Consider the following 21,118-nt stretch of genomic DNA (forward strand, 5'->3'; position numbering starts at 1 on the left):
CTTTAGAGAGAAATTAATTAAACTTCTTTAAAAAAATATAACTTAATGTTTTACACATAGAATAAAGCATTGATTTATAGGGTTTTAAAATAGCTTAATAAATATCAATAGAAATTTACTATTTTAAATTAATGGACAAAAAGTCCTGAATAACAGAATCAAGAAGGTGTTGCTGAGGTGTTATAGTCTTAGAATTTGTATTTCTTTGGGAAGCTGCAACTCTTAGGTTTTCAATTTTAATTACTGAATCATCATGGTTGGCAAATATCTCGACTATTTTATTTTTTATTACTGAAGGCTTCTCAAATGCTATAATTTCCTTATAAATCAATGAATCAATAAAGGACAACAATAGAGGCTTTGAAGATAGGGAAGATTTTGATTTTGCTATCCAGCTAATTAGTTTTCGGTCATTATTATTATTATTATGTTGATCAAATGCTCCTGAAAAGTCTTTTAGATCTGTCTTATCAGAAATAATTTTTTTTTCAATTAAGGCTGAAAATAAAAGTTCAATCCTTTGAAAGTAATTAGGCTCCATGGAGAATCTCCCTTTTCCATCTAGAGGCTGGTTTTTAACAGGCTTAGGTTTAAAAGTAATATTGCTTTTTGAAATATAGTTTTCCTGCTTGGTAATAGCGTCTATAAGGGTAAGAATTGAAGATTTTATAATTGCGTGAATGTCAGTATTTGTAACTAATGATGCAAATTCTTGTGTAAGTTCTTTCAATTCAGAAGTTAAAGAGCTCAAAAATTTTAACTTGTTTTCTTCTTCAAATATAAAGGCAAGTGAATCATTAATGTTGACAATTGTTTCATCATTATATGTGTCCAATAATTTTTTAATTATTTCATCAAAACTTTCAAAAGATTCACTAAGATACTGATCTCCAAATTCGTTTATATAGATTGCTGTGGTTTTGGTTCTTAGTTCAAAATTTATTTCATATTTATCATATGAAAAAAACATCTTGTTTTGGGTAAAAAAATCTGAATAAAGTTTTTGGTATTTAGTTTTTTTGAATTCTCTATAAAGGTACAATGGATATTTTATCATATTTCAGCTTGTGCATTAAAGACTTCCAAATATTAATATTTTATATTAATAAAGAAATATCATTAAAAATTAGCCTATTAAATTAATAGCCGTTTTGAAATAATTAAGAAGACTACTTTGTAATATTTATGAGCTCCTGCAAATCAACATCTAATGCCTTTGCTACTTTAAATAAGGTAGTAATCCTCGGGTTTACTCTCCCTGATTCTAATCTTGACATATTTGATTTTTCATAATTCAATTCAACAGCTAACTCAATTTGAGGCATTCCCTTTTCCCTTCTAAGCTCCTTTATCCTTTGACCTATTTTTTTAAGTAGCTCTTCTTCTGTCATTACTATTATCAAATACGATAACAAAAAGAAGAGATTTAAACTTTCAAGGGTTATCATATAAGACAACTAGGTTGTTTGTTAATAAATAAATTCAACTTTATTAAGAAGAAAATTTATAAATTATCATATTTGATAACTAAGTTTAACATGATCATTAATCAAACCTCTCAATGAATAAATATTATATTTCAAAAGGTCTTAAAAAATTAGGGCCATTTTCTTTAAATGAATTAGGTAACCATAAAATCTACTCTAAGACCCTTGTCTGGAAAGATAGTAATAGTGATTGGAAAGAGGCTAAAGAGATTCCAGAGTTAAATACTTTAATTAAACTGATTCCTCCATCCAGAGGCCTGAAAAGTATTAAGGTAAATAATGCAAAAAAATGTTTTTTAATGGCTCTTCTTGTAAGTGCAATTATGTTCTTAGTAGTAGGTGGTGATGCAACTGATGCTGTCATTTTTAAGTTGAACCATAGAGAAGAATTAAATTCTGAAAATGCTGATGACAAGCTAGAGTACTTTATGAGAAGAGATTTTGGAAGTTTTATTGTTTATAAATACGATAGTATGTTTAATGGGATTCCAGGTTGTTCAAGTTGCCCTAAGCCATCCAATATCAGCGTTTCCCAAACATTAGATAAAGCTATTACGGAAACTATCATCGATAAATCAACACCAACATTCTTTTTAGTTTTTGTAATCACTTTTTTAGTTTTTTATATCCCATTCTACCAATATTTTAAATATTTCAGTAAAAGACTTAGATTATAAATAAAAGTTAATTTGATCCACAGATGAGACAAAAGGAATTTAAAACAATTCATTCCTACAGTTAGGATGACCTTATTATTCCATAGAAATCAACCACGTTTAGAAATTTAAATTTATCACAATCATTCACCGCTTAAATAGAATATCCAGGTTAAACATTTTTATGGAACATTGATATTGAGTAGTTTAGAGTATATTTTAAAATTAGTTTTATTAAAAAGGTAATTTATTCTATATTTGCAACTCCAAAAAATAACCAAACAAATATTTGTAATATAAGCAAATATTTTTACCCGGCGGGGTAGCTCAGATGGTTAGAGCGCAGGATTCATAACCCTGAGGTCGGCAGTTCGATCCTGCTCCCCGCTACCATAGTGGGCAAATCAAATTTTTGTTTGGTTTGCCCCTTTTTTTTGCCCTCAAAAACGGCCTTTAAAGTACCTAGAACGCGCACAGCCTCATTCATTCGAACAGTTCGATGTTGTGTTCCGTCAAAAGTGAGTTTTTGGGGATAGATCGAACTGATTAATCGCCTTTTTCCTTCAGAATCTGCCTCTATATATGTTTCATGAAGGTTTTTGAGCAATCCAGTCGCTTTTCCGATTAATTCACCAATATTCTCTTTTCCCCTGGATAAATCGATGAGTCTATTTTCAAGAATAAGGATATTTCTTTCACAGTCTGATTTGATTTTCCTGTACTCAAAATCAAGAATTACATCGTTGAGCATCTTATCCCTAGCCTTAGAAATTTTATTATTAAACTCCTCCAACTGGTTTTTTACATTTGATAATTCATTATTATCTTCACTTGAAAAAGCTTGGTAAACCTGTTTCAAAATCATTACATATGCCTCATGCAACAGCGGATCTATAGTATATTTTTTTAACTCCTCCACAAAAAGCTTATTGACTTTTTCCGCGTTATATCTCACCCCACATTTTGAAAAGCAATGGTAATAGTGATAGTGCTTGCTGTAACCTTTTGAAGCACTACCTGAGAGCATGTAGCCACACTTTGGACATATCAGAAAGCCACGCAAAGGAAGCGCATCAGGAGAAGATATAGTCGTCTTTTTTGGCTTGTTTCTGCCGTTCAAAACATCCATAGCTTTATAAAAGATGCTCTCCGAAACTATCGCTTTATGTTGCCCCATAACAGTATGGGCCTCCTCCTCCTTATATTTCGCAATGGGTATCCTACCGCAGTAAATGGGATTTCGAATTATCTGCCAAAAATTTTTTCTACCTGTCATCAGCCCTTTATCCGATGCTGCCTTCCAGATCTGATCAATGAACCACTTACCCGTTGATAATTCGTCATATACCCACTTCATTATTGACGCTTGGGGCTCTACAGGACAAATATACTTTCGCCCGTCTTCGGTTACTTTGTTAATATAGCCTATGGGCGCTGGCCCCATCCATCGCCCTTCTTTCCTTGCTCTTCTCATTCCATGAAAAGTATTGAGCGCTCTTCTATCATTCTCAACCTCGGGAGCTGCGAGATAGAAAGCCAGCATCATTTTGTTTTCAGGAATGGTGATATCAAGAGGCTGCTCAATGGCCTGAGGCTCTATACCGAGATCAGCTAAAATTTTTATCATCTGATAGGCATCTCCTGCATTTCGGCTGAATCTGTCCCATTTGGTGAAAAGTACTAAATCCGTTTGCCCTCTCTTCTTTTTTAGATCAGCCAATAATTTTTGCCATGCGGGCCGCACAAAGCTTTTGGCGGAATGATCCTCAAAAATAACTTTCCGAACTTTGATATCTCTGGTGAAACAATATTTCTGTAGAACCTCTTCTTGATTGCGCTGCGAATATCCCTTATCAGCCTGTTCATCAGTACTTACTCTAATGTATAAATCTGCTGTAATCATCTTTTTAAAACTTGCTCTACTTCCAAAATAGCTAAAATATATAGCAAATCCAAGATTTCCTTAGCTTGATTTATAGACATTTTTACACCTTTTTTCTTTAACATTTCCATTAATTTCTCAGGGGTAATTCGCGCTATCGGTAGATGTCTCATAAGCTGTGGATAAACCTAAAATTAATTACACGTTAAATGATCATTTGTATATTACGTTCGGGATCCCGTGTTTTTTTTGCCATACGTACTACTTTGGAATTATGCAATTTGGAATTACACCTTTTATTTCACAATAGTGATTCGGATAATTTTTTGAAATCAAAATTTATCGGTAGAAGCAAATTAGCATTACGCTATGGTGGGGTCCACAAGCCACAGATTAGCACTGGCCATTGTAAAATCATTTTATAAATTCGTTCCAATCTTTATGATAAATTAAAGCGGATGATAGCAGAAGCTAGTCAGGCCTTTAACTACTATGATGCTAATTTTGCTCGGAACTTAGATAACTTCCGACTTTGAAAAGGTTTTACTACTACACTTATAATTATAGGGTGACTAAAAAGCATTCTTATTTTTAGCTTTCTTCCTCTGCACTAGGGATATCTTATTTATCTATATAAATCTCGCATATTCGTAGTATTCAAACACGTCCTCGCTTTAGGATACCCTACGTTTTTTGCTCGTCATCGTGATTGATATAGTATCGCATTAATCCTTTTATAACAAACCCAATGTGTTTGCAAACTCGTCCCTCTTCCAAAAAAAAATCTCTTTTTTATAGGTAATTTCTTTGAATAAAGGTTAGAAGTTCCTCTGAAGTTTTAGCTTTTTTCCTTGGCATAATCTTGCTTTTAAACTGTCTTCAGCATTTTCGAGTTCCGAGAAAAATGCCCGACCTCAAGGGCGCAAGATTCTTTTGTGTATACAAAAGTACATCTTGCAAACCACCCGTGTGGTTAAAGTATTTCTGTAGGTAACTCTAGTTTGTAGTTATTAACTTTGTTTTTGCGGTGGAAGGCATAACCTATTCCTATCTCCATCAGGGAGAGGAATGGAATAGATTTTCCTGCGGATATTTAAACGAAGTTGATGGAAGTATATGCTCTATCCTGGTTTAATTTTTATTTTAATTTTCATGTCCGATAGATTTGACTACGAATTTATAAGCCAGAATTACTAAGTAATGGTACTTACTAGCGGTGTAAAGTAATTTATAACGGTAGTATTGTGAGATTATGAAATCGTTTTGATGCTTTTTCGGATGTAATAGCTTCTGTTTCTCGAAAACTTGTATCACAAAACAAAGTCTATTTTATTTACAGATAAGGGTTTTAGTGATACAACAATCAAGATCGGTTACGCCAGAGTTTCTATCAAAGAACAATTTGATAAAACATTGCTTCATGAAACAGGCAGTTATGGGCACGGTTGGCAACAATAGATTGTTTACGGATAAATTTTAGCTATAAAAAGTGTAATTTCAAATAATAAATATGAGTATAGAAAGTTTAAAAAAGTATATTCACCCTGATGCTAATCCAAATCTTACTCTTTTGCAAAAGTTATCTTGGTATTTATGTGTTAGCTATCCATTTCTAATTTTTATAATAAGCGGCAGTTTCGCATTGCTAATCTATTTCACTCGAAATGATAACACAAGCATTAGTTTAAGTAATGTCGGATTTGGAATGTTAATAGCTCTATCTTCTGTTTGCTTTTCTTATCATAGAATTTTACAAGCTGCGGATTATATAAGACTTCATCACGATGTGCAAAAAGCTGGCGAGCTATTCCTAACATCCGCTATTGCCTTCATTTTATCATCGGCATTGAAATATGCCTATTTTGTGTTGACGCCTGGAAGTTTTTTATATGAATGGTTTGGGTTTGTATTTCGAACATCATATTGGATCAGTTTTTTTTCCGCGGAAGTAATATGTATTTTTGGTCTCGCTAAATTGATTGACGTTCTCCACATTCGTATAACATCCCCTGCCCGTTAACATGAATGACAGATTGTATCTATTTGTAAATATGACTAAAATATAATCTCAATAAATGATCAGAATGAAAAAAATATTTGCTATCCTAGGATTCTGTATTTTATTATTTGTATTAACAAATCCACCTTTAACTGATTTTAAAGATAACAAATCAAGTAATTAGATTGATGAACATCTGAGAGGGAAGTTAATTTTTTAATAGCTTCTATTTACAAAAGAAAATTCACTTACCTCAATGATAGTGAACAGATAAACATATTAATAAAACTTACTTAGGCATGTTGGGATACTTTTTCCTATTAAAAGAATAAAGAGCGTTAATCTCAAATATTTTATGTCCCAAAGATATTTTAATAGTAAATTGAAACATTCTTGTACTCAGCAAAATTCACAATTTATAGCACATCTTTTAGCGATTGGAAGGATGATCATTGCCCGATGAAACGTTATGTATAAAGCACTTTATAATCATATTGAGAGATTTACAGCTCTAACTTTTGAAGAGAAGGAAATACTAGACTCATTTCTAACACCACTTTCACTTAAAAAGAAGGAATTTCTACACCAGGCAGGAGAAAGCTGCCGGAAGAACTATTTTGTAGTTAAGGGTTGTCTGCGTCTTTACTTCATAGACATCAAAGGAGCAGAACAAACCACTCAGTTTGCAATTGAAAATTGGTGGATCTCAGATTTAACCAGTTTTATATCTCAAAAAACATCAGAATTTTATATTCAGGCAGCAGAACCAACTGAAGTCATTTACATTGAGCGCAGAAACTATGATACCCTATTCAACAGACTTCCCATGTTGGAAAAATATTTCAGGTTAATTTATCAGAAATTACACCAGGCATCTCAGCTTAGGATCAAATATTTATATAGCCAGACTGCAGAAGAAAGGTATGTAAATTTTAATAAGTTATTTCCTGAATTCGTTCAGCGTGTACCGCAATACATGCTTGCATCCTATCTAGGATTTACACCAGAATTCCTCAGTAAAATTCGCTCGAAAAAGTAAGCTTTTTTATTTAGGTGGATATTGTTTCTTAAACTACATTAAGATTTTTAACCTGAATGTTCCTGACCTTTACACCATCAAAAAAAATAAAGATGGAAACCAGAATCGACATCCAAAAAAGAGAACCAGCAGCATACCATGCCATGCTTGGTTTAGAAAAGTATTTATCTACAAGTAAGGTAGACCCTATCATTCTAGAACTTATCAAAATGAGAGCTTCACAAATAAACGGTTGTGCTTATTGTTTAAATATGCATGCTAATGATGCGCGTAAGCTTGGGGAAACCGAACAACGCCTGTATGTCCTGAATGCATGGAGGGAAACTACATTGTTCTCAAAAAAAGAAGAGGCTGTTTTGGCTCTAACAGAAGAAGTAACGCTAATCAGTAACCATGTTTTGGATAAAACTTACAATAACGCCAAAAATTTATTCGATGAACACGAATTAGCGCAGGTTATTATTGCAATTGTAACCATAAACGCATGGAATAGAATTGCAATAACTTCTAAAATGATGGTAGGGTAATCCTTGGGGCATTGATTGACCTGTCCACTATTAAATCTTCTTAAAATAGTCTATAAAATCATCTCACATTTTATGGGCTATTTTAGATTGTATTGTTTTTACTCATTAACTCTCAAAGGCGCTATCTCAGGTATATATTATAGGTAAAAGAAAGCCATAGATTTAACTAATGTTTCCAAAATTACTTTTTGCTCAGGTAATGGTATTTTAAATCGCTGCAATAGCTTTTATAAGAACCCATTGATTAACAATAATTTAACTTCAAGGGTTTGTGTTACTATGCTGTAGTACATTACGGGAAAATCAATGGGCAAAAAAAGTATTCCGCTTTTTTAAAAACAGTTTTTACTAATATGAATGACAGAAAGTTTGTCCATAGCTTACTATGATTTCAAACCTTTTTTGCACCAAGAATTATGGGTTCGGATTAGTTAAATATTTATTATTTTAATGCTCCCGGCAGGCACACTCGTGATGCTCTTCAATATAAGCGATCGTCGTTCTGGCCATTTTTTCCAGGACATCGGTATTAATGTCGGATAGCTTTTTAACATAAATGCATGCTTTGCCAATTTTGAATTTGCCCAATAATCCTAACATTTTCTCCTGCTCGGGAATCGGCGAAAACACGTATAGTGAGAAGGCAGATTTCCTCGGCGAGAACCCCATTAACGGCGCGTCCCCCTCATGACCGCTCTCGTATTTATAGTGGTAACTTCCGAACCCGATTATGCTTGTTCCCCATAATCTGGCATCAAACCCAGACCATCCGGTCATGAGTTCGATTAGACGGTAACTGTCGGTTTTCTTCTCTTCGCTATCCGCGTATGATTCAATAAAGTCCCGTACACTCAATGCTGTTTCTATTGTTTTTGTCTTAGCCATAATCCTCCAATCAATCTTTAGGCTCCCACAGCTGGATTTTGTTTCCTTCGGGGTCTAAAATATGAACGAATTTACCATAATCGAAGCTTTCTATTTTATCGACAATGGTCACATTTTCTTTCTTTAGGGATTCAACAAGCTGCTCCAGATTTTCAACCCGGTAATTGATCATAAAATCTTTTTGCGAAGGCGCGAAATACTTTGTGTCCTGCGGAAAGGGATTCCATTGGGTGATCCCCTTTTTTGTGCTGTCCTCTGCATCCCGCCATTCAAAACTTGTTCCGTAAGGCGTTGTCTCGAAACCCAGATGTAATTTATACCATGCATTGATTGCTTTGGGGTCCTTGCATTTAAAGAAGATGCCCCCGATACCGGTTACTTTTTTCATTTTTTCTTTATTGTTGCTAATAATTGTATTTACTGTAAAACCTGACAGGAAGGATGCGAGTACCAGTAAGGAAAGTAATCCTATTTTTTTTGCTTTGATTATCATATTGCATTTAATTTTTTATCGCTTTAACGGGTATGCCAATATTCAAATCGAAATGGCTCCAGTTGCATACATTTTCCTTATCCAAAAATACCTCCAGGCCCGGTTGCGTCTCACATTCAAAATTGCTATTGATCAGCCAGTTATCAAAAAGATAATTTATTCCTCTAGCAACCAGATTAATATCGCCGGTTACTTTAGTAAATGCATATTTACATGCCGGCAGAACCCTCGTTTGCACCGGGCTATCTGGACCTACCTTAAAATTTTCAGGCAGGGTAATGCATGCCTCGTACCTGTATTTCTGTTTTGGGGTTACCTCTGGATCATCCTTTGACATACCAAAAATTGTCTCCGACTCATAAATTCCCAGATCCTTGGCCCAGATGACAAGTTTTGCAAACGCCGAAACGACCACACCCTCCCTAAATGCATCCGTTACCCTGATGTATGCGACCCTTCTTTCCTTCAGATGCATTATCTCAACAGGAAAAAGCCGTTCCAGTTCTTGCTCCTTTAGTTCACAATGATATTCAATTATCGGCTGTAAATCTTTGCGAATCTTGCTATTTTTGATTTTTTCGCCTTTCCGATACCGGCCGGGCGAAACTGCAAAGTATTGTTTAAAAAGACGCGACAATGTCGAGGTAGAAGAAAAGCCACATTCAGCTGCAATTTCCGAGATTGGTTTTTCGGAAAACTTGAGCAGACGGGCAGCTTTTTCATTACGCATCCTGCTGGTGAAAGCTTTAACCGTTTCGCCCATCATGGCAACAAATACGCGGTGAAAATGAAAAGGCGAAAAGAATGCTACCGAGGCTAGTTCTTCAAGGGGAACGGGCCTATCCAAGTGAACATTGAGGTGGTCGATTACCTGGTTGATTCTTTGACGGTAAATATCGGTTGACCTATTCATGCATATTAGCGGTAAAGCATTTCATTTTGATACGAAACGCCGAGGCTATCAAAACGAAAAACGGAAATATAGCTATGCAATATTCCCGTTCTAAATTAACGCTCTCAAGAACTAAGGTAGCATTCCCAAAGGTTTTCTCCAAATTCAATTTCTCATGTAAAATTATATAACCTAATTGTTCTAACTACGAATCCCAATTTGAAACTGAGAGATAGATCTACCAATTAGGGAGCCGGGATATATTTATACCTAGGTATGTTGTCTCAAAAAACGAAAGTATTCATCTCATACCGTATATCTTTCTTTCAGCTGTAAGTATACTTGTACCAATTACGGCAAAGAGAATAAATTTATCAAAAACATAAAAAACTGGTTGATTACTGAAAGGAGCTTCTGATAGTTGGAAAACTGAAAACATAAATTAGGCTGTTTATAGCAACTCCAAAATGGTCGAATGGAACGAAGCGATGTTAGAGATCCGCTAGTGCAAGGAAAACTTTTTAGTTTATTGAACTAATTAGGTTGAGTTTAAGATAGTAACGTTCCTAATATTTTTGTCTCAAAAAACCAATTTTTAATTATAATGGTGCAGTGGCTACAGAGATTAAAATCTCAACTTAACCTTTGTCCAAAACGTGTCTGTTGATAGTGAATGAATATATCAGTAGGTTTAGTTCTCTTTCCAGTTGTTTACATATTTCCCAATAGATAAATAAACCCTTTATCATTGTATGGAAAAAGTTATTTACTTTTAGGGGGATTTCAGCATCGTCTGGCGGTTCATATGCTAAATATTTCATCTAAGCTTCGTTATATTACAATACAACTTACTATTCTAGTTGTTTACATTTTTGCTGCCTATAAGAATTATGGGTATTATAACTTAGATGAACATTATCAAATTATAGGATTCGCTGAATTTAAATTGGGGCATACACGGGATGTCAGCTGGGAATATACAAAGCAAATGCGCTCTGCTCTCCAACCAATCATTTGCATGAATCTTTTCAGGTTCTGTTATTATTTTGGAATAAATAATCCTTTCACGTTAACATTACTTCTACGACTAATAAGTGCTTTTACATCATTTATAGCAATAAGATATTTCGTAAGTATAACTAAGCATAAGTTTCAATATGAACAACAGATTTATTATCAAATTATATCGTACTTGTCATGGTTTGTGCCATTGCTAAGTGTTAGGTTCTCATCAGAAACATGGTCCGGGATTTTTATTTTAGTCTCTATTGGAACGATATCAAACATTCAAACTAATAAAAATAAATGGAGAGCTGTATTGGCAGGATTAGGATTGGGTTTAGCATTTTTATTTAGATTTCAATCTATTATAATTCTGATATCCGTTTTGCCCTGGGTATATGTTATATCTAAAAGAAAATATGCAGAAATTTGGTATATCATTCTCTCTTTTACCTTTGTGGCTATCATCGGAGTTATTTTAGATTCCTGGTTTTATGGTCAATTTACATTATCATTCTATAATTATCTTAATAACAATCTGTTTTTAGAGGCGAGCAAATTCTATGGCACGAGTCCATGGTATTTCTATCCTTTAGAAATTTTTGGAGGAGTCGGCTTTTTTAATGGAATTGTTTTAATAATATCAGTTCTGATACTCTTGATAAATAGGTCTACAACTATTTTTTTGTGGTGCCCCTTACTTTTTATTATCATTCATAGTTTCTTTCCTCACAAAGAACTTAGGTTCATATTTCCTGTTTCTATATTTGGTGGGATTATTATTTTAAAGGCAATACAATACGTAAACCATATATTTAGTCGCAACGCCATCCATGGCTTTATGATACTTTATATTATGTTTAATTTAACGTTCTTCTTAATCGGACTTTCTAAAAGTACGCGTATGGGAGAAACTGAGATAGCAAGTCATATTTACAATAATTATCCTAATGGAAGGGTCAATTTAATAACAACCTACGATGCACATCCATTTGACTTAAAAATGAATTTTTCAGAACATTTTTATAAAAGAAAAAATGTGAAGTTAAAAGTAATATCAAGTTTTTGGGATCAAAATTTTAAATCGTTAATGATAAGTGATGAAGTCAATCTTTTGTTAATTACTGGCAAAGAATATACGGGTGTAAAAAGCGAATTATATTTGCAAAAATGTGGAATGGAGTTGGTTTATTCCACCTCTCCTCTAATAGACGATTTGTATTCGTTGGCTGATTATTTTTATTACGAAAGAGCTGAGAGTTCCGATTATCTACTGCTATATCGAAAGAAACACTAAATGCCTCTTAGTTTATAAAGTAAAATAATAGGATTATTATTTCTCAGGACGTTCTGATAATTTACATTTTGCAATCTAGAACTCTGCCTCGAACCGCTCGACATCTTCAAGAAAAGCTCATAGTTTTTCTGAAATCTCCTCTTATCTACGATACTTACAAAAAGGGAATTATTGTAGGCTTCAGGGATAAGGTCATTAAAATCTGAAGTACGATCCGCGGAACTTTTCAGGTTTATCATGATAGGTTTTGAATCTTTCTTACTGACAAAGATATAACCCTCAACACCCCTTAAAGTAAAATTAAAGAATTTGTGCTTGTCTGTATTTAATTTATTTGTTAAATTAAGTACGTATGGGAAAAAACTGTAACTTTCTAACTCTTTAAATGTTTCAAAGATGCTGTCAGTTAGCATAGATTCCTCAAAATCAAACTTTAATAAAGGCTTCAGATATTGTTCTGATATTTGATAGCTGGTTGTTCCCAATCCAGAGATGAAAAACAAACCATTATCCCTAGTAAATCTTCGGATAGGAGCATAGTTTATTCCCTGCTTAACCTCAGAAATGGGCAATGCGAATTCTTTTAATTCCCCATTCTTACTGACAAAGGCCAGTTCGTATCGATTACTTTCCTTATCCGCTGTTATAATTCCTCCAGTGTAGAACACAAAAGTAGAGTCATTCAAACTCATGAAATCTACTCCTCTAAATCCAAGTCTATAATGTCCTTTTAATTGCCCAAAAACGTTTGAAACAATCATCATCCCATTAGCTGAGTTATATGTATAAAGTTTGTCATTTGTGACATCAAAGCATGTAACGCCTGTCAATTCGGAAATTTTCCTTCCAGTTAAATTAGTCAAAAAAAGTTTTTTCTTACTCTTATCTAGCAAGTATAGTATATCATTAGCTGAAACAACCTGGTCAATTACCAGGTTTTTGCCAAACTCTTCATTCAAAAATAAGTATCTCAAGTCATACGCTAATCTACTTAAAGATAACGGCGGTCTTTTATTGATATCATTTATTGATAAAATCTTTGGTTTACCAATTATGGGCTGCTTTTCAACATTGACACAGCCCAGTAGTACGGCAGCAAGTAATACGACAAATATTATTGAATCGTTAAAAGGAGTTATTTTCATTTGGTTTCAAGTAACGTATGCCTTCCTGTTTTGTATAAATAACATTTGCCGAGTCAGTTAATAAGCAACTATCACAGAGGATAACATCTGTAATTACATTTTCCAAGAAATTCTCACGATATACCTGAGTAAAATTTATTTTTGTATCAGTAGTATAAACCTGCTTAGTCTGTACGAATAGAAAGTAATTTATTCCTACAGTCCGCAAATTATAGTTTTTAAGACTTATAGCGACATTAATACACAATAACATAATTAAAATTAAGAGTGCTATTGATAAATTAATTTTATTTTTACTTTTCTTCATATTTTTTGATCAGTTTATCGTAATCTAGTCTGCGCTTTATTTCATCACTTATTTCAGTTTTTAAATTCTTAGAGTTTTCCCATACGGCAAGATGGTTGTAGGTGTAAATAGCCAGGAATGATATATATATGTATGCAATAGATGAATGAAATAAATGCTTTTTAAAACCTACATATTCATAAAAAGAATATGTAAATATAAACACTATACCAATTATGGAAAGGTATGCATATCTATCAGCAATTATGGAGTGCCTGGACATACCAATGATATTTAATGTAAGCACAATGTGAATGACAAAGAAGCTTAAGCCAAATAGTAACCATTTCTTTTTAATAATTGATTTTCCAATCAGAGTAATCGAAATGATAAAGCCGAAAGGATATAGCCACATCCAAAAAGGGATGCTCTCGCCAGGTAGGAAAGGAAATGGGTATATATATGATAATCGAATTGGAATGATAGTTTTGGCAATATACTCTGCAAATGTGAAAAATGATAAGGCGAACCTTTCTATTAATGAGTAATGGTCAAAATCCCCAGAAGATATTCCTTGGGATTGTATAGTTACCAAGCCAAAGAGTATGGATAGTATTATCATGGGAACTTTTTCTTTCCATATTTGTGGAGTTTTAAGATTGCGATTAGCCATATAGTCAATCAATAATGCACACGCAGGAAAAGTAACCGCTTGCTCCTTAGCACCAAAAGATACTATAAAAAATACCAACGTAAGAAAATAAAAAATATACCCCTTTGTTTTTAAAAAACGTATGTAACATATTAAAGCCAATAAGTAGAAGGTTGAATACAATAATATTTTAGAGGCTGCAATCCATGCCACAGGCTCCAAGTTTAATGGATGAATAGAGAAAACCAATGCAGTAAAGAATGCGATGTTTGCACATCTAACAAATCCTAATTGCAAAATAAATTTACAAAAATGCAGGATAAAAACGTAAACTAAAATAGCGTTTATTGTATGAATGAACACCCCTACAATATGAAAATAGGTAGCGTCATAACCGTAAAAAGTTTTTATTAAGATATAATAGAGTTCATTAATAGGGGCATATTGTCCATGGTAATAATTACTCAAAATCAATTCAAAGTTTCGTAAAGTAAATCCTCGATCTGTATATTCATTAATTACCACCCAATAGTCATCCCACTGCATTTGAAATTTGAATTCTTTAACAGGATAGAAAACAATCAATTGGCAGATAGTTATAAAACTTAGGTTTCGCAGGGTTACTAAATTCATAGACAAATATAAATATGTATGATTTGTTTTTATTATAAAGTTTAATTTATAATTTGCACATATAATATAACAGACATATCGCTGCTATAAAAACATACCTTATCAAATCAAATTATGAAAAAAAAATTAACACTCTTCCTCTCCTCCTTACTTTTTCTGACTCTAATAATTGTTTCCTGTAGGAAAGAATTTACTCTTTTTGAAGACAAAAAGATTCCAGACCGTTTCGAGCTAGAGGCTGCGAAGATATTCTATGCTAAAGGCGCAACCTTAACGCCTACTACTTATAAAGAGTTGTGGATGAATAAAGCCCGACTTATCGATTCAGCCACACAAAAGCGATTTGAACCTTTTATTAAACTAGCACCGCAATGGAAAAAATCGTATACATTATTAAATAGTAATGGTGAAACTCTAATTGTAGTTCCTACTATCGAACGGGAATTAGATGGAAAATCATTTCAAATACGTCGTTTTTTCATTTTTACAAAAAAAGATAATGCAATCGTGTCTGGTCGAATTGTTGAGTTCCTTGGAATGAATTATTCATTGAAAGATAAAATTAATGAAATTATATCTGAATATCAGAGCAATCAAATTTCGGATTTAACAGGTGCAATTTTCGAATATGATCTTAACTATTTTAAACTCAGTGGGCAGATGGTAAATGGGGGTCGAAAAACGGGGCAGGGCGCTCTGTTATATAACTTACCGACAGCTATCACTTCAATTAACAAATTAAGTTCTACCGGACCAATTAAATCATCTGGCTGGTATGATACAGGGCCTGCAGGTGATAACGGATGCAGGAAATTATGGTTTTGTCAACAGGATAATCAAGGAATTGGAGTTACTTGTTTTAACCAGGGATATCTTAGTGGGAGTTGTGACTTACCTCCGAGTTCTGGATCAGATTCGGGGTATGATTCATCAAATAATACCGGAGGAGGAGGTTATGGTGGAAATAATAATCCTACAGAACCTGCTGAATTGCCTAATGAGCTACCATGTAGTAGAGTTCCAAACGTTACATCAAATCAAAGCAATTCAACAATTACTACACAAAATGCCAATATAAGGAACCAAGCAATTGCAGCGACTTCTAGTCCCTCGGGCCCTATTGAATATGGAGCAGATGAAAAGTTATCAAGTTGGGTACCTGGAAATTACAAACCGTCAGTCGTAAGAGCAGGTACAGCTACAAGTTGGACTGAGAATTTTAGTTGGAATAGTACCGATGGGTATTCAATAGGTTATTCTCACTACCATCCGGACGGGACGACTGCTTCACCGTCGGATATATTTGAACTAGTTTATAATTTATCACGGCAGGAATTAAAAACCGCAAGCGATTTTGAGAAGGAATTTTACAAACGTTATGCTTCAGTAACAACGTTAAGCTCTACCGGAGAAACCTATGTTATAACAGTAGCTGATTGGGCAACCTTGAAATACTATTATGAGGTAAAATATTTGGCAAATCCTACTCAATTTAATGCTGAATTTAATGCACTTACAACAATTTATAAAAATAATAATCCTGGAGCATCTGAAGCGGAGGCAACAGAGTATGGCTTAAAGGGAAAACTAGGAAACTCAATAAACCTTTTTAAGAAGAATAATCAAACAGGAAAATTTGACTACGTTCTAATTGACGCCCCAGCCGGAGAACCAGTCAAAATGAAATCCAATCCGTGTCCCAATAATTAAAACATTATGAAAACAAAATATATATTATTTTTAACTTTTCTACTATTGAATTTGACTTGTTTTAGTCAAATAAAACTTAGTTCTAACACTTCTCAAATTATACTTCCTAAAGATGTAAAAACAAATGTAAAGCCTGCGACCACATCCTCGAAAAATAGTATGAATCCAGATGGAACGGTAAACTTGTCTAGCCTACGAGGTGAATACGACTTCAATGGACAAAATCTCTCAATACGCACTGTTAACATTAATAAAAATCCTGCATTCATTGCCGATACTAAAAGGAAGATGGAAAACTCAAAAAAGAGATATTTTCCAAATGATAACTTCTCTGAAATTTATACAACCGAAGTCAATGGCAACGAATGCTTAATTTCAAGAAACAATGGTGGTGGCGTCCAACAAAATTATTATGTATTTTATGTTGTCAATAAAGAAAACACATCCTATGTAACAGGTATATTGATGTTTAGCCCTGGACAAGAAAGTTTGGCGAAAGAAAATTTAGCTAATGTCTTAAAGGGAATAAAAATGAATTAGTATAATTATTCCAAAAGCGAGCTAGAGATATCTAACTCGCTTTTAACTAATCATTTTTATGAAGTACAGCGACTAATTTTTTTGTTATATTATCAATTTAGTGTTATGAAGGTATTTTAGAAAGGCATCCGCGCGATCATACATGAATTGCTTCAACCTTTGATAAAATGATAATGTTACTGTTTATACATCAGTCAATCTGGGGAGTAGCTCAAAAGTGGTCATTTATTTTAATGCAAAGTGGCCGCATCTTTCGCTCCAAAGTATTCACTACGTTTCGCCTGAAACTGTCCGCTCGGCTTATTTAAAGACGTTTTAAGGTCCTGAAAATGGTTTTTGGAGCATTTGGGGCTGGATGGTATTCAAAGATAGAATCTGGTAAGCTAAAAAGCTTTAAAAAAGAGTATTCTTAAAGCTGTGGCCTGAGCGATATTGATTCTGGTCTTTTAGAGCTGCTCTGAAGTTGGAAATAGCCTTTTGCTGCGCAAAAGACACGGGAATGGTGTTTGGGACGTTCGCCCCGGTCTAGGTTGATCAAAGGCAAATAGAAAGCTGGTCAAAATAAAAATCCTTATGGTGCTGGACACTTTGGAACGAATTAGGGTGGATAGTTTTATTGAAATACACATATTGACATGAGAAATTCGTTTTCAGTTATTTATTTATCTCAAAAAAGAAGCTTATTTAATGTTTAAAATAATTAGCAACCTTCGCTATTTCCCGCAAATCAGCCAAGAAAAAGTTCGAAATCTGTCCAGTAAGGGCTACTGATTAAAAGCTCATCTATCGATGAGCTTTTTTTGTTTAAATGCTTTATAGGTTAGTCTTTGTAAATTAGCTATTTTAAATATCCAAACGAGGCTTTCATACACATCGAGGTGACCATATTAATTTCCTGTTTTCTCAAACAGCAAGAAATGTTGTAGCGGTAAAAAGGTTCCATTTTTAACTAACTTAAAGCCATTAGCTGCAAGTTCTTTTTTTGCTTGCTTTACGCTCATCTTATGTTCGGGTTTAATGGCTACTGTAGGGTCTTCTTCTTTATACTCTAGTAATAGTAGCTGACCATTAGGTTTAAGTGCCTTTCGTAATGCCGCCAAATAGGCTGCAGGGTATTCTAATTCATGGTAAACATCCACCATAAATGCCAAGTCTATTGAATTAGCTGGTAAATTAGGGTCTTTTTCTGTACCCTTAATTACTTCAACATTAGTTAAGCGATCATCATGTACTTTTTTCTTTAGGTAGGCAATGGCATCATCTTGAATCTCCACAGCATAGACTTTTCCTTTTGGAATGCGCTTTGCAACCCGAAATGTATAAAATCCTGACCCCGCACCAACGTCAGCTACGGCACTATTGCTTTTCAGCGGTAAAGATGCCAATGCCAGGTTGGTGTTTTCTTCTTGCGTTCGGCTGTTGCGTTCCAGCCAATCTACTCCCTCGAAACTCATTACATGCGCAATTTCTCTGCCCATGTAAACCTTGCCGGTACCATTGGCAGATGGCTTTTTGAAAGTGTAAGGTGATTGGTCTTGAGCAGAGGCCGTATAGAACGATATCAAAAACCAAAAGGGAAGTATAATATTTGATATTTTCATAAGGATATATTTATAAGAGGAACGAAAAGCAGCGCACAATAGTTTTGTATAGTTATTTTTTATAATACATTGATAGTCTTACAGCTAAATGAAAGAGGAAAGCTAAAAGGTGATGGCTCTTAGTTTGAGGCAGAGCCAGGAAGTTTAGGGATATTATAACGGTAGATAATTGCATTTTTTCCTTCACTAATGCAATAGTAGGCTTTTCCGTCTGGACTAAACCCAACGGCCTCTCCTTGTCGCTCTAGGATGTAAGGAAGTTTTATTGGCTTCCGCATTAAAGTTTTTGAAATTGTTTCTTTACCATTTCGTAGCCAATAATAAACGTTAGTGTATGTCTTAAGTATAATCTGTCGCCCATCACGGGATATATCCCCAGAAACAACATACTTTGCTAAGCCTTTGCCAGGTAAGAAAAGGCTTCCCTTCTTTTTCAAGGTAATGGTATCCTTATTTTTGAAAAGGAGCGTAGCTGAATATATTCCCACAGAATCCTGTCGCTTGGAAATGATGATAAGTTCCTTCGAAATAGGATCAACCATTAAAGTTTCAGCATCCTGCGGACCATTTGGATATTTGAGGTGGACCGCTTCATTTTCAATCTGCATGTTGCTTGAAAACTTGTTCGGCTCTGCAAAACGATATATTGTAACATAAGGGCGATTCCCATTATTGTCTCCTATATCGCCAAGATAAATGTAGCTTTTACCCTTTACAATTCCTGGTCCACCAGCTATATCTTCGCAATCAGTAACCCCAAAATGCTTTTGCGATGGATCTCCCTTAAAATATAATCTGGAAACCAAACTACCTTTAGCATCAATGGCAAAGAACCGAGAGGTGTCTCCACTATCATTATGCACATAAAGCAAATTATCATTGGAAATGAATAGACCTGATATTTCGCTAAGCTCAGCGGGGATGATCTTAACTGCTGTACTCTGAGCAGCCGCACCGCGACCAAGGCATATCAAGGAAAAGATTAAAAATGTAATTCGGGTAAGAAGAAATGCTTTTACTCTATTCGTGTCAATAGTCATTATGATTTAAGGGTTTGATATACAATGACGAAGTTGAACATCCTTTTCGGAACCATCAAGTCAATTTGTGAAAAATCTAAAGGCGTTGAGAAGTTTAGGTCTTCAAATATTAGCTTGAATAATGTTTCCATATGTGAGATTTTCGGGTTGGATTGAAAATTTTCATTATAAGATGTGTTTATCTTTAATTACACCTCTGCAATTTTATTGTAAAATAAATTAAATTGTACACAATTTAATTTTATAAAATATATATTTGTTCTGTTAAATAAATTTCAATGGATTATTCAAAACTCGAAAATCAAGCTTGCTTTCCAATATATGCTTTATCAAGGGTATTGACGGCTCATTATAAACCCATTTTAGATGAAGTTGAACTCACTTATCCTCAGTATTTAGTTATGATGGTTTTGTGGGAGCATAAGCAATTATCAGTTAAAGAAATAGGCGAAAAATTATTGCTCGACTCTGGAACTTTAACGCCATTGTTAAAGAAGCTAGAAGCAAAAAAGCTGCTTCTGCGTGAGCGAAGTAAAGCTGATGAAAGAATTGTTAATATTAGTTTAACTGAGGGCGGGATGAAATCAAAAATCAAAGCAAGTCATATTCCCGAGGCTTTTAAATGTAGTTTAGGTTTAACCACCGAAGAAATAACATCATTACGAAAAAACATAAATACCATATTAGATAAAACTTTAAAAAATAAATAAAAATTATCATGTCAGTAAAAGCAATGTACACAGCAGTAGCAACTGCAACAGGCGGTAGAAACGGAAATGTTTCATCATCAGATAATGTTTTAAACCTTGAGGTTAGAATGCCGAAAGAATTAGGAGGAGCGGGTGGTGCTTATACAAACCCAGAGCAACTATTTGCAGCAGGTTACTCGGCTTGTTTTGATAGTGCACTTAATTTAGTAATTAAAAATACAAAAACCGAAACCGGAACAACTGCCGTAAGAGCACATGTTGGCATAGGTTCGAACAACGCGGGCGGTTTTGCCTTAGTAGTTACTTTGGCGGTAAATATTCCTAATGTTGATCAGGAAACGGCAAATTCACTAGTTGAAAAAGCACATCAGGTTTGCCCATATTCAAATGCAGTTCGTGGCAATGTAGATGTTGCATTAACTACAACCATTCAAAGTGCAGAGGAATTTGCAGCAGCAAATTAATAGTAAAAATCTGATTTTTTATTTAAATGTATATAAAATAGCCCTAAGCATTTAACAAGAACAGTTGTTATTGCGAATCTGACTAGTGCGAGCTGAAGCAATCTGTCTTCTGAATAAATTGCTTCATGACTCGCAATGAATGAGAAGATGCTCAACCAATATTCTAAAATATTAATCT

The 21,118-nt window shown here is 34.2% G+C and carries 20 protein-coding genes and 1 tRNA gene; 10 read left to right on the top strand and 11 right to left on the bottom strand.

Going from position 1 to position 21,118, the window contains the following annotated elements; genetic code table 11:
* Positions 1-118: 118 nt before the first annotated feature.
* On the bottom strand, positions 119-1,057 hold the full coding sequence (locus tag ACFOWA_RS00080; protein ID WP_378980613.1) for a hypothetical protein: 939 nt from the start codon (positions 1,055-1,057) through the stop codon (positions 119-121).
* A 112-nt stretch (positions 1,058-1,169) separates the two neighbouring features.
* Positions 1,170-1,391 (bottom strand): helix-turn-helix domain-containing protein, encoded by a 222-nt coding sequence (locus tag ACFOWA_RS00085; RefSeq protein WP_378980615.1) that lies wholly within the window; start codon positions 1,389-1,391, stop codon positions 1,170-1,172.
* 170 nt (positions 1,392-1,561) lie between these two features.
* Between ACFOWA_RS00085 and ACFOWA_RS00090 the strand changes: the two genes are divergently transcribed.
* Together ACFOWA_RS00090 and ACFOWA_RS00095 are read left to right on the top strand one after the other, a co-directional pair.
* The gene (locus tag ACFOWA_RS00090) at positions 1,562-2,164 is read left to right on the top strand and encodes a DUF4339 domain-containing protein (RefSeq protein ID WP_378980617.1); all 603 of its coding nucleotides are present in this window, start codon (positions 1,562-1,564) and stop codon (positions 2,162-2,164) included.
* Between the two features lie 295 nt (positions 2,165-2,459).
* Positions 2,460-2,536: transfer RNA gene (locus ACFOWA_RS00095), tRNA-Met, on the top strand.
* Here ACFOWA_RS00095 and ACFOWA_RS00100 read toward each other — a convergent pair.
* Together ACFOWA_RS00100 and ACFOWA_RS00105 are read right to left on the bottom strand one after the other, a co-directional pair.
* Entirely contained in the window at positions 2,493-4,046 is a 1,554-nt protein-coding gene (locus ACFOWA_RS00100; protein WP_378980857.1) for a recombinase family protein, read from the bottom strand. The two genes, ACFOWA_RS00095 and ACFOWA_RS00100, sit on opposite strands and share 44 nt — an antisense overlap.
* Positions 4,043-4,198, bottom strand: a complete 156-nt coding sequence (locus ACFOWA_RS00105) for a hypothetical protein (protein WP_378980619.1) — start codon at positions 4,196-4,198, stop codon at positions 4,043-4,045. Before ACFOWA_RS00105 ends, ACFOWA_RS00100 begins: the two co-directional genes overlap by 4 nt.
* Before the next feature lie 1,337 nt (positions 4,199-5,535).
* Here ACFOWA_RS00105 and ACFOWA_RS00110 point away from each other — a divergent pair.
* The 3 genes from ACFOWA_RS00110 to ACFOWA_RS00120 all read left to right on the top strand — a co-directional run bounded on the left by ACFOWA_RS00110 (position 5,536) and on the right by ACFOWA_RS00120 (position 7,590).
* Positions 5,536-6,045, top strand: coding sequence for a hypothetical protein (locus ACFOWA_RS00110; protein ID WP_378980621.1), 510 nt, complete (start codon positions 5,536-5,538; stop codon positions 6,043-6,045).
* 448 nt (positions 6,046-6,493) lie between these two features.
* Entirely contained in the window at positions 6,494-7,063 is a 570-nt protein-coding gene (locus ACFOWA_RS00115; RefSeq protein WP_378980623.1) for a Crp/Fnr family transcriptional regulator, read from the top strand.
* Between the two features lie 92 nt (positions 7,064-7,155).
* The gene (locus tag ACFOWA_RS00120) at positions 7,156-7,590 is read left to right on the top strand and encodes a carboxymuconolactone decarboxylase family protein (RefSeq protein WP_378980625.1); all 435 of its coding nucleotides are present in this window, start codon (positions 7,156-7,158) and stop codon (positions 7,588-7,590) included.
* Between the two features lie 447 nt (positions 7,591-8,037).
* Here ACFOWA_RS00120 and ACFOWA_RS00125 read toward each other — a convergent pair whose 3' ends face one another.
* From ACFOWA_RS00125 to ACFOWA_RS00135, 3 genes are read right to left on the bottom strand one after another with little or no spacing between them, the layout of a single operon-like run.
* The gene (locus ACFOWA_RS00125) at positions 8,038-8,475 is read right to left on the bottom strand and encodes a DUF1801 domain-containing protein (RefSeq protein WP_378980627.1); all 438 of its coding nucleotides are present in this window, start codon (positions 8,473-8,475) and stop codon (positions 8,038-8,040) included.
* A 10-nt stretch (positions 8,476-8,485) separates the two neighbouring features.
* Positions 8,486-8,968 carry a VOC family protein gene (locus tag ACFOWA_RS00130; protein WP_378980629.1) on the bottom strand — a complete coding sequence of 161 codons (483 nt, stop codon included), beginning with the start codon at positions 8,966-8,968 and terminating at the stop codon, positions 8,486-8,488.
* Between the two features lie 7 nt (positions 8,969-8,975).
* Positions 8,976-9,881 carry an AraC family transcriptional regulator gene (locus tag ACFOWA_RS00135; RefSeq protein ID WP_378980631.1) on the bottom strand — a complete coding sequence of 302 codons (906 nt, stop codon included), beginning with the start codon at positions 9,879-9,881 and terminating at the stop codon, positions 8,976-8,978.
* A gap of 727 nt (positions 9,882-10,608) precedes the next feature.
* On the opposite strand from ACFOWA_RS00135, the gene ACFOWA_RS00140 reads away from it, so the two are divergent.
* Positions 10,609-12,159 carry a hypothetical protein gene (locus tag ACFOWA_RS00140; protein WP_378980633.1) on the top strand — a complete coding sequence of 517 codons (1,551 nt, stop codon included), beginning with the start codon at positions 10,609-10,611 and terminating at the stop codon, positions 12,157-12,159.
* On the opposite strand, the gene ACFOWA_RS00145 is transcribed toward ACFOWA_RS00140, so the two are convergent.
* Positions 12,156-13,304, bottom strand: coding sequence for a hypothetical protein (locus ACFOWA_RS00145; protein WP_378980635.1), 1,149 nt, complete (start codon positions 13,302-13,304; stop codon positions 12,156-12,158). The genes ACFOWA_RS00140 and ACFOWA_RS00145 overlap by 4 nt on opposite strands.
* Before the next feature lie 293 nt (positions 13,305-13,597).
* A complete protein-coding gene (locus tag ACFOWA_RS00150; RefSeq protein WP_378980637.1) occupies positions 13,598-14,875 on the bottom strand; it encodes a hypothetical protein in 1,278 nt (425 codons plus the stop codon).
* Between the two features lie 114 nt (positions 14,876-14,989).
* Here ACFOWA_RS00150 and ACFOWA_RS00155 point away from each other — a divergent pair, with 114 nt between their 5' ends.
* Both ACFOWA_RS00155 and ACFOWA_RS00160 read left to right on the top strand, forming a co-directional pair.
* Positions 14,990-16,585, top strand: coding sequence for a hypothetical protein (locus ACFOWA_RS00155; RefSeq protein ID WP_378980639.1), 1,596 nt, complete (start codon positions 14,990-14,992; stop codon positions 16,583-16,585).
* Between the two features lie 6 nt (positions 16,586-16,591).
* Positions 16,592-17,125: a hypothetical protein gene (locus ACFOWA_RS00160; protein ID WP_378980641.1), complete on the top strand. Its 534-nt coding sequence runs from the start codon at positions 16,592-16,594 to the stop codon at positions 17,123-17,125.
* A gap of 887 nt (positions 17,126-18,012) precedes the next feature.
* Here ACFOWA_RS00160 and ACFOWA_RS00165 read toward each other — a convergent pair.
* Positions 18,013-18,726 (bottom strand): class I SAM-dependent methyltransferase, encoded by a 714-nt coding sequence (locus tag ACFOWA_RS00165; protein WP_378980643.1) that lies wholly within the window; start codon positions 18,724-18,726, stop codon positions 18,013-18,015.
* Between the two features lie 119 nt (positions 18,727-18,845).
* Entirely contained in the window at positions 18,846-19,766 is a 921-nt protein-coding gene (locus tag ACFOWA_RS00170; RefSeq protein ID WP_378980644.1) for a hypothetical protein, read from the bottom strand.
* 278 nt (positions 19,767-20,044) lie between these two features.
* On the opposite strand from ACFOWA_RS00170, the gene ACFOWA_RS00175 reads away from it, so the two are divergent.
* Positions 20,045-20,476 carry a MarR family winged helix-turn-helix transcriptional regulator gene (locus ACFOWA_RS00175; RefSeq protein ID WP_378980646.1) on the top strand — a complete coding sequence of 144 codons (432 nt, stop codon included), beginning with the start codon at positions 20,045-20,047 and terminating at the stop codon, positions 20,474-20,476.
* Positions 20,477-20,484: 8 nt separating this feature from the next.
* A complete protein-coding gene (locus tag ACFOWA_RS00180) occupies positions 20,485-20,940 on the top strand; it encodes an organic hydroperoxide resistance protein (RefSeq protein ID WP_378980648.1) in 456 nt (151 codons plus the stop codon).
* Positions 20,941-21,118 lie beyond the last annotated feature (178 nt).

This window comes from Pedobacter lithocola (assembly GCF_042650845.1).
GTDB lineage: Bacteria > Bacteroidota > Bacteroidia > Sphingobacteriales > Sphingobacteriaceae > Pedobacter > Pedobacter lithocola.

What these genes read in the sequence shown, in the direction of transcription:
- ACFOWA_RS00080 (WP_378980613.1), bottom strand. Translation starts at nt 1,057, where the DNA reads ATGATAAAATATCCATTGTACCTTTATAGAGAATTCAAAAAAACTAAA.
- ACFOWA_RS00085 (WP_378980615.1), bottom strand. Translation starts at nt 1,391, where the DNA reads ATGACAGAAGAAGAGCTACTTAAAAAAATAGGTCAAAGGATAAAGGAG.
- ACFOWA_RS00090 (WP_378980617.1), top strand. Translation starts at nt 1,562, where the DNA reads ATGAATAAATATTATATTTCAAAAGGTCTTAAAAAATTAGGGCCATTT.
- ACFOWA_RS00100 (WP_378980857.1), bottom strand. Translation starts at nt 4,046, where the DNA reads ATGATTACAGCAGATTTATACATTAGAGTAAGTACTGATGAACAGGCT.
- ACFOWA_RS00105 (WP_378980619.1), bottom strand. Translation starts at nt 4,198, where the DNA reads ATGAGACATCTACCGATAGCGCGAATTACCCCTGAGAAATTAATGGAA.
- ACFOWA_RS00110 (WP_378980621.1), top strand. Translation starts at nt 5,536, where the DNA reads ATGAGTATAGAAAGTTTAAAAAAGTATATTCACCCTGATGCTAATCCA.
- ACFOWA_RS00115 (WP_378980623.1), top strand. Translation starts at nt 6,494, where the DNA reads ATGTATAAAGCACTTTATAATCATATTGAGAGATTTACAGCTCTAACT.
- ACFOWA_RS00120 (WP_378980625.1), top strand. Translation starts at nt 7,156, where the DNA reads ATGGAAACCAGAATCGACATCCAAAAAAGAGAACCAGCAGCATACCAT.
- ACFOWA_RS00125 (WP_378980627.1), bottom strand. Translation starts at nt 8,475, where the DNA reads ATGGCTAAGACAAAAACAATAGAAACAGCATTGAGTGTACGGGACTTT.
- ACFOWA_RS00130 (WP_378980629.1), bottom strand. Translation starts at nt 8,968, where the DNA reads ATGATAATCAAAGCAAAAAAAATAGGATTACTTTCCTTACTGGTACTC.
- ACFOWA_RS00135 (WP_378980631.1), bottom strand. Translation starts at nt 9,881, where the DNA reads ATGAATAGGTCAACCGATATTTACCGTCAAAGAATCAACCAGGTAATC.
- ACFOWA_RS00145 (WP_378980635.1), bottom strand. Translation starts at nt 13,304, where the DNA reads ATGAAAATAACTCCTTTTAACGATTCAATAATATTTGTCGTATTACTT.
- ACFOWA_RS00150 (WP_378980637.1), bottom strand. Translation starts at nt 14,875, where the DNA reads ATGAATTTAGTAACCCTGCGAAACCTAAGTTTTATAACTATCTGCCAA.
- ACFOWA_RS00155 (WP_378980639.1), top strand. Translation starts at nt 14,990, where the DNA reads ATGAAAAAAAAATTAACACTCTTCCTCTCCTCCTTACTTTTTCTGACT.
- ACFOWA_RS00160 (WP_378980641.1), top strand. Translation starts at nt 16,592, where the DNA reads ATGAAAACAAAATATATATTATTTTTAACTTTTCTACTATTGAATTTG.
- ACFOWA_RS00165 (WP_378980643.1), bottom strand. Translation starts at nt 18,726, where the DNA reads ATGAAAATATCAAATATTATACTTCCCTTTTGGTTTTTGATATCGTTC.
- ACFOWA_RS00170 (WP_378980644.1), bottom strand. Translation starts at nt 19,766, where the DNA reads ATGACTATTGACACGAATAGAGTAAAAGCATTTCTTCTTACCCGAATT.
- ACFOWA_RS00175 (WP_378980646.1), top strand. Translation starts at nt 20,045, where the DNA reads ATGGATTATTCAAAACTCGAAAATCAAGCTTGCTTTCCAATATATGCT.
- ACFOWA_RS00180 (WP_378980648.1), top strand. Translation starts at nt 20,485, where the DNA reads ATGTCAGTAAAAGCAATGTACACAGCAGTAGCAACTGCAACAGGCGGT.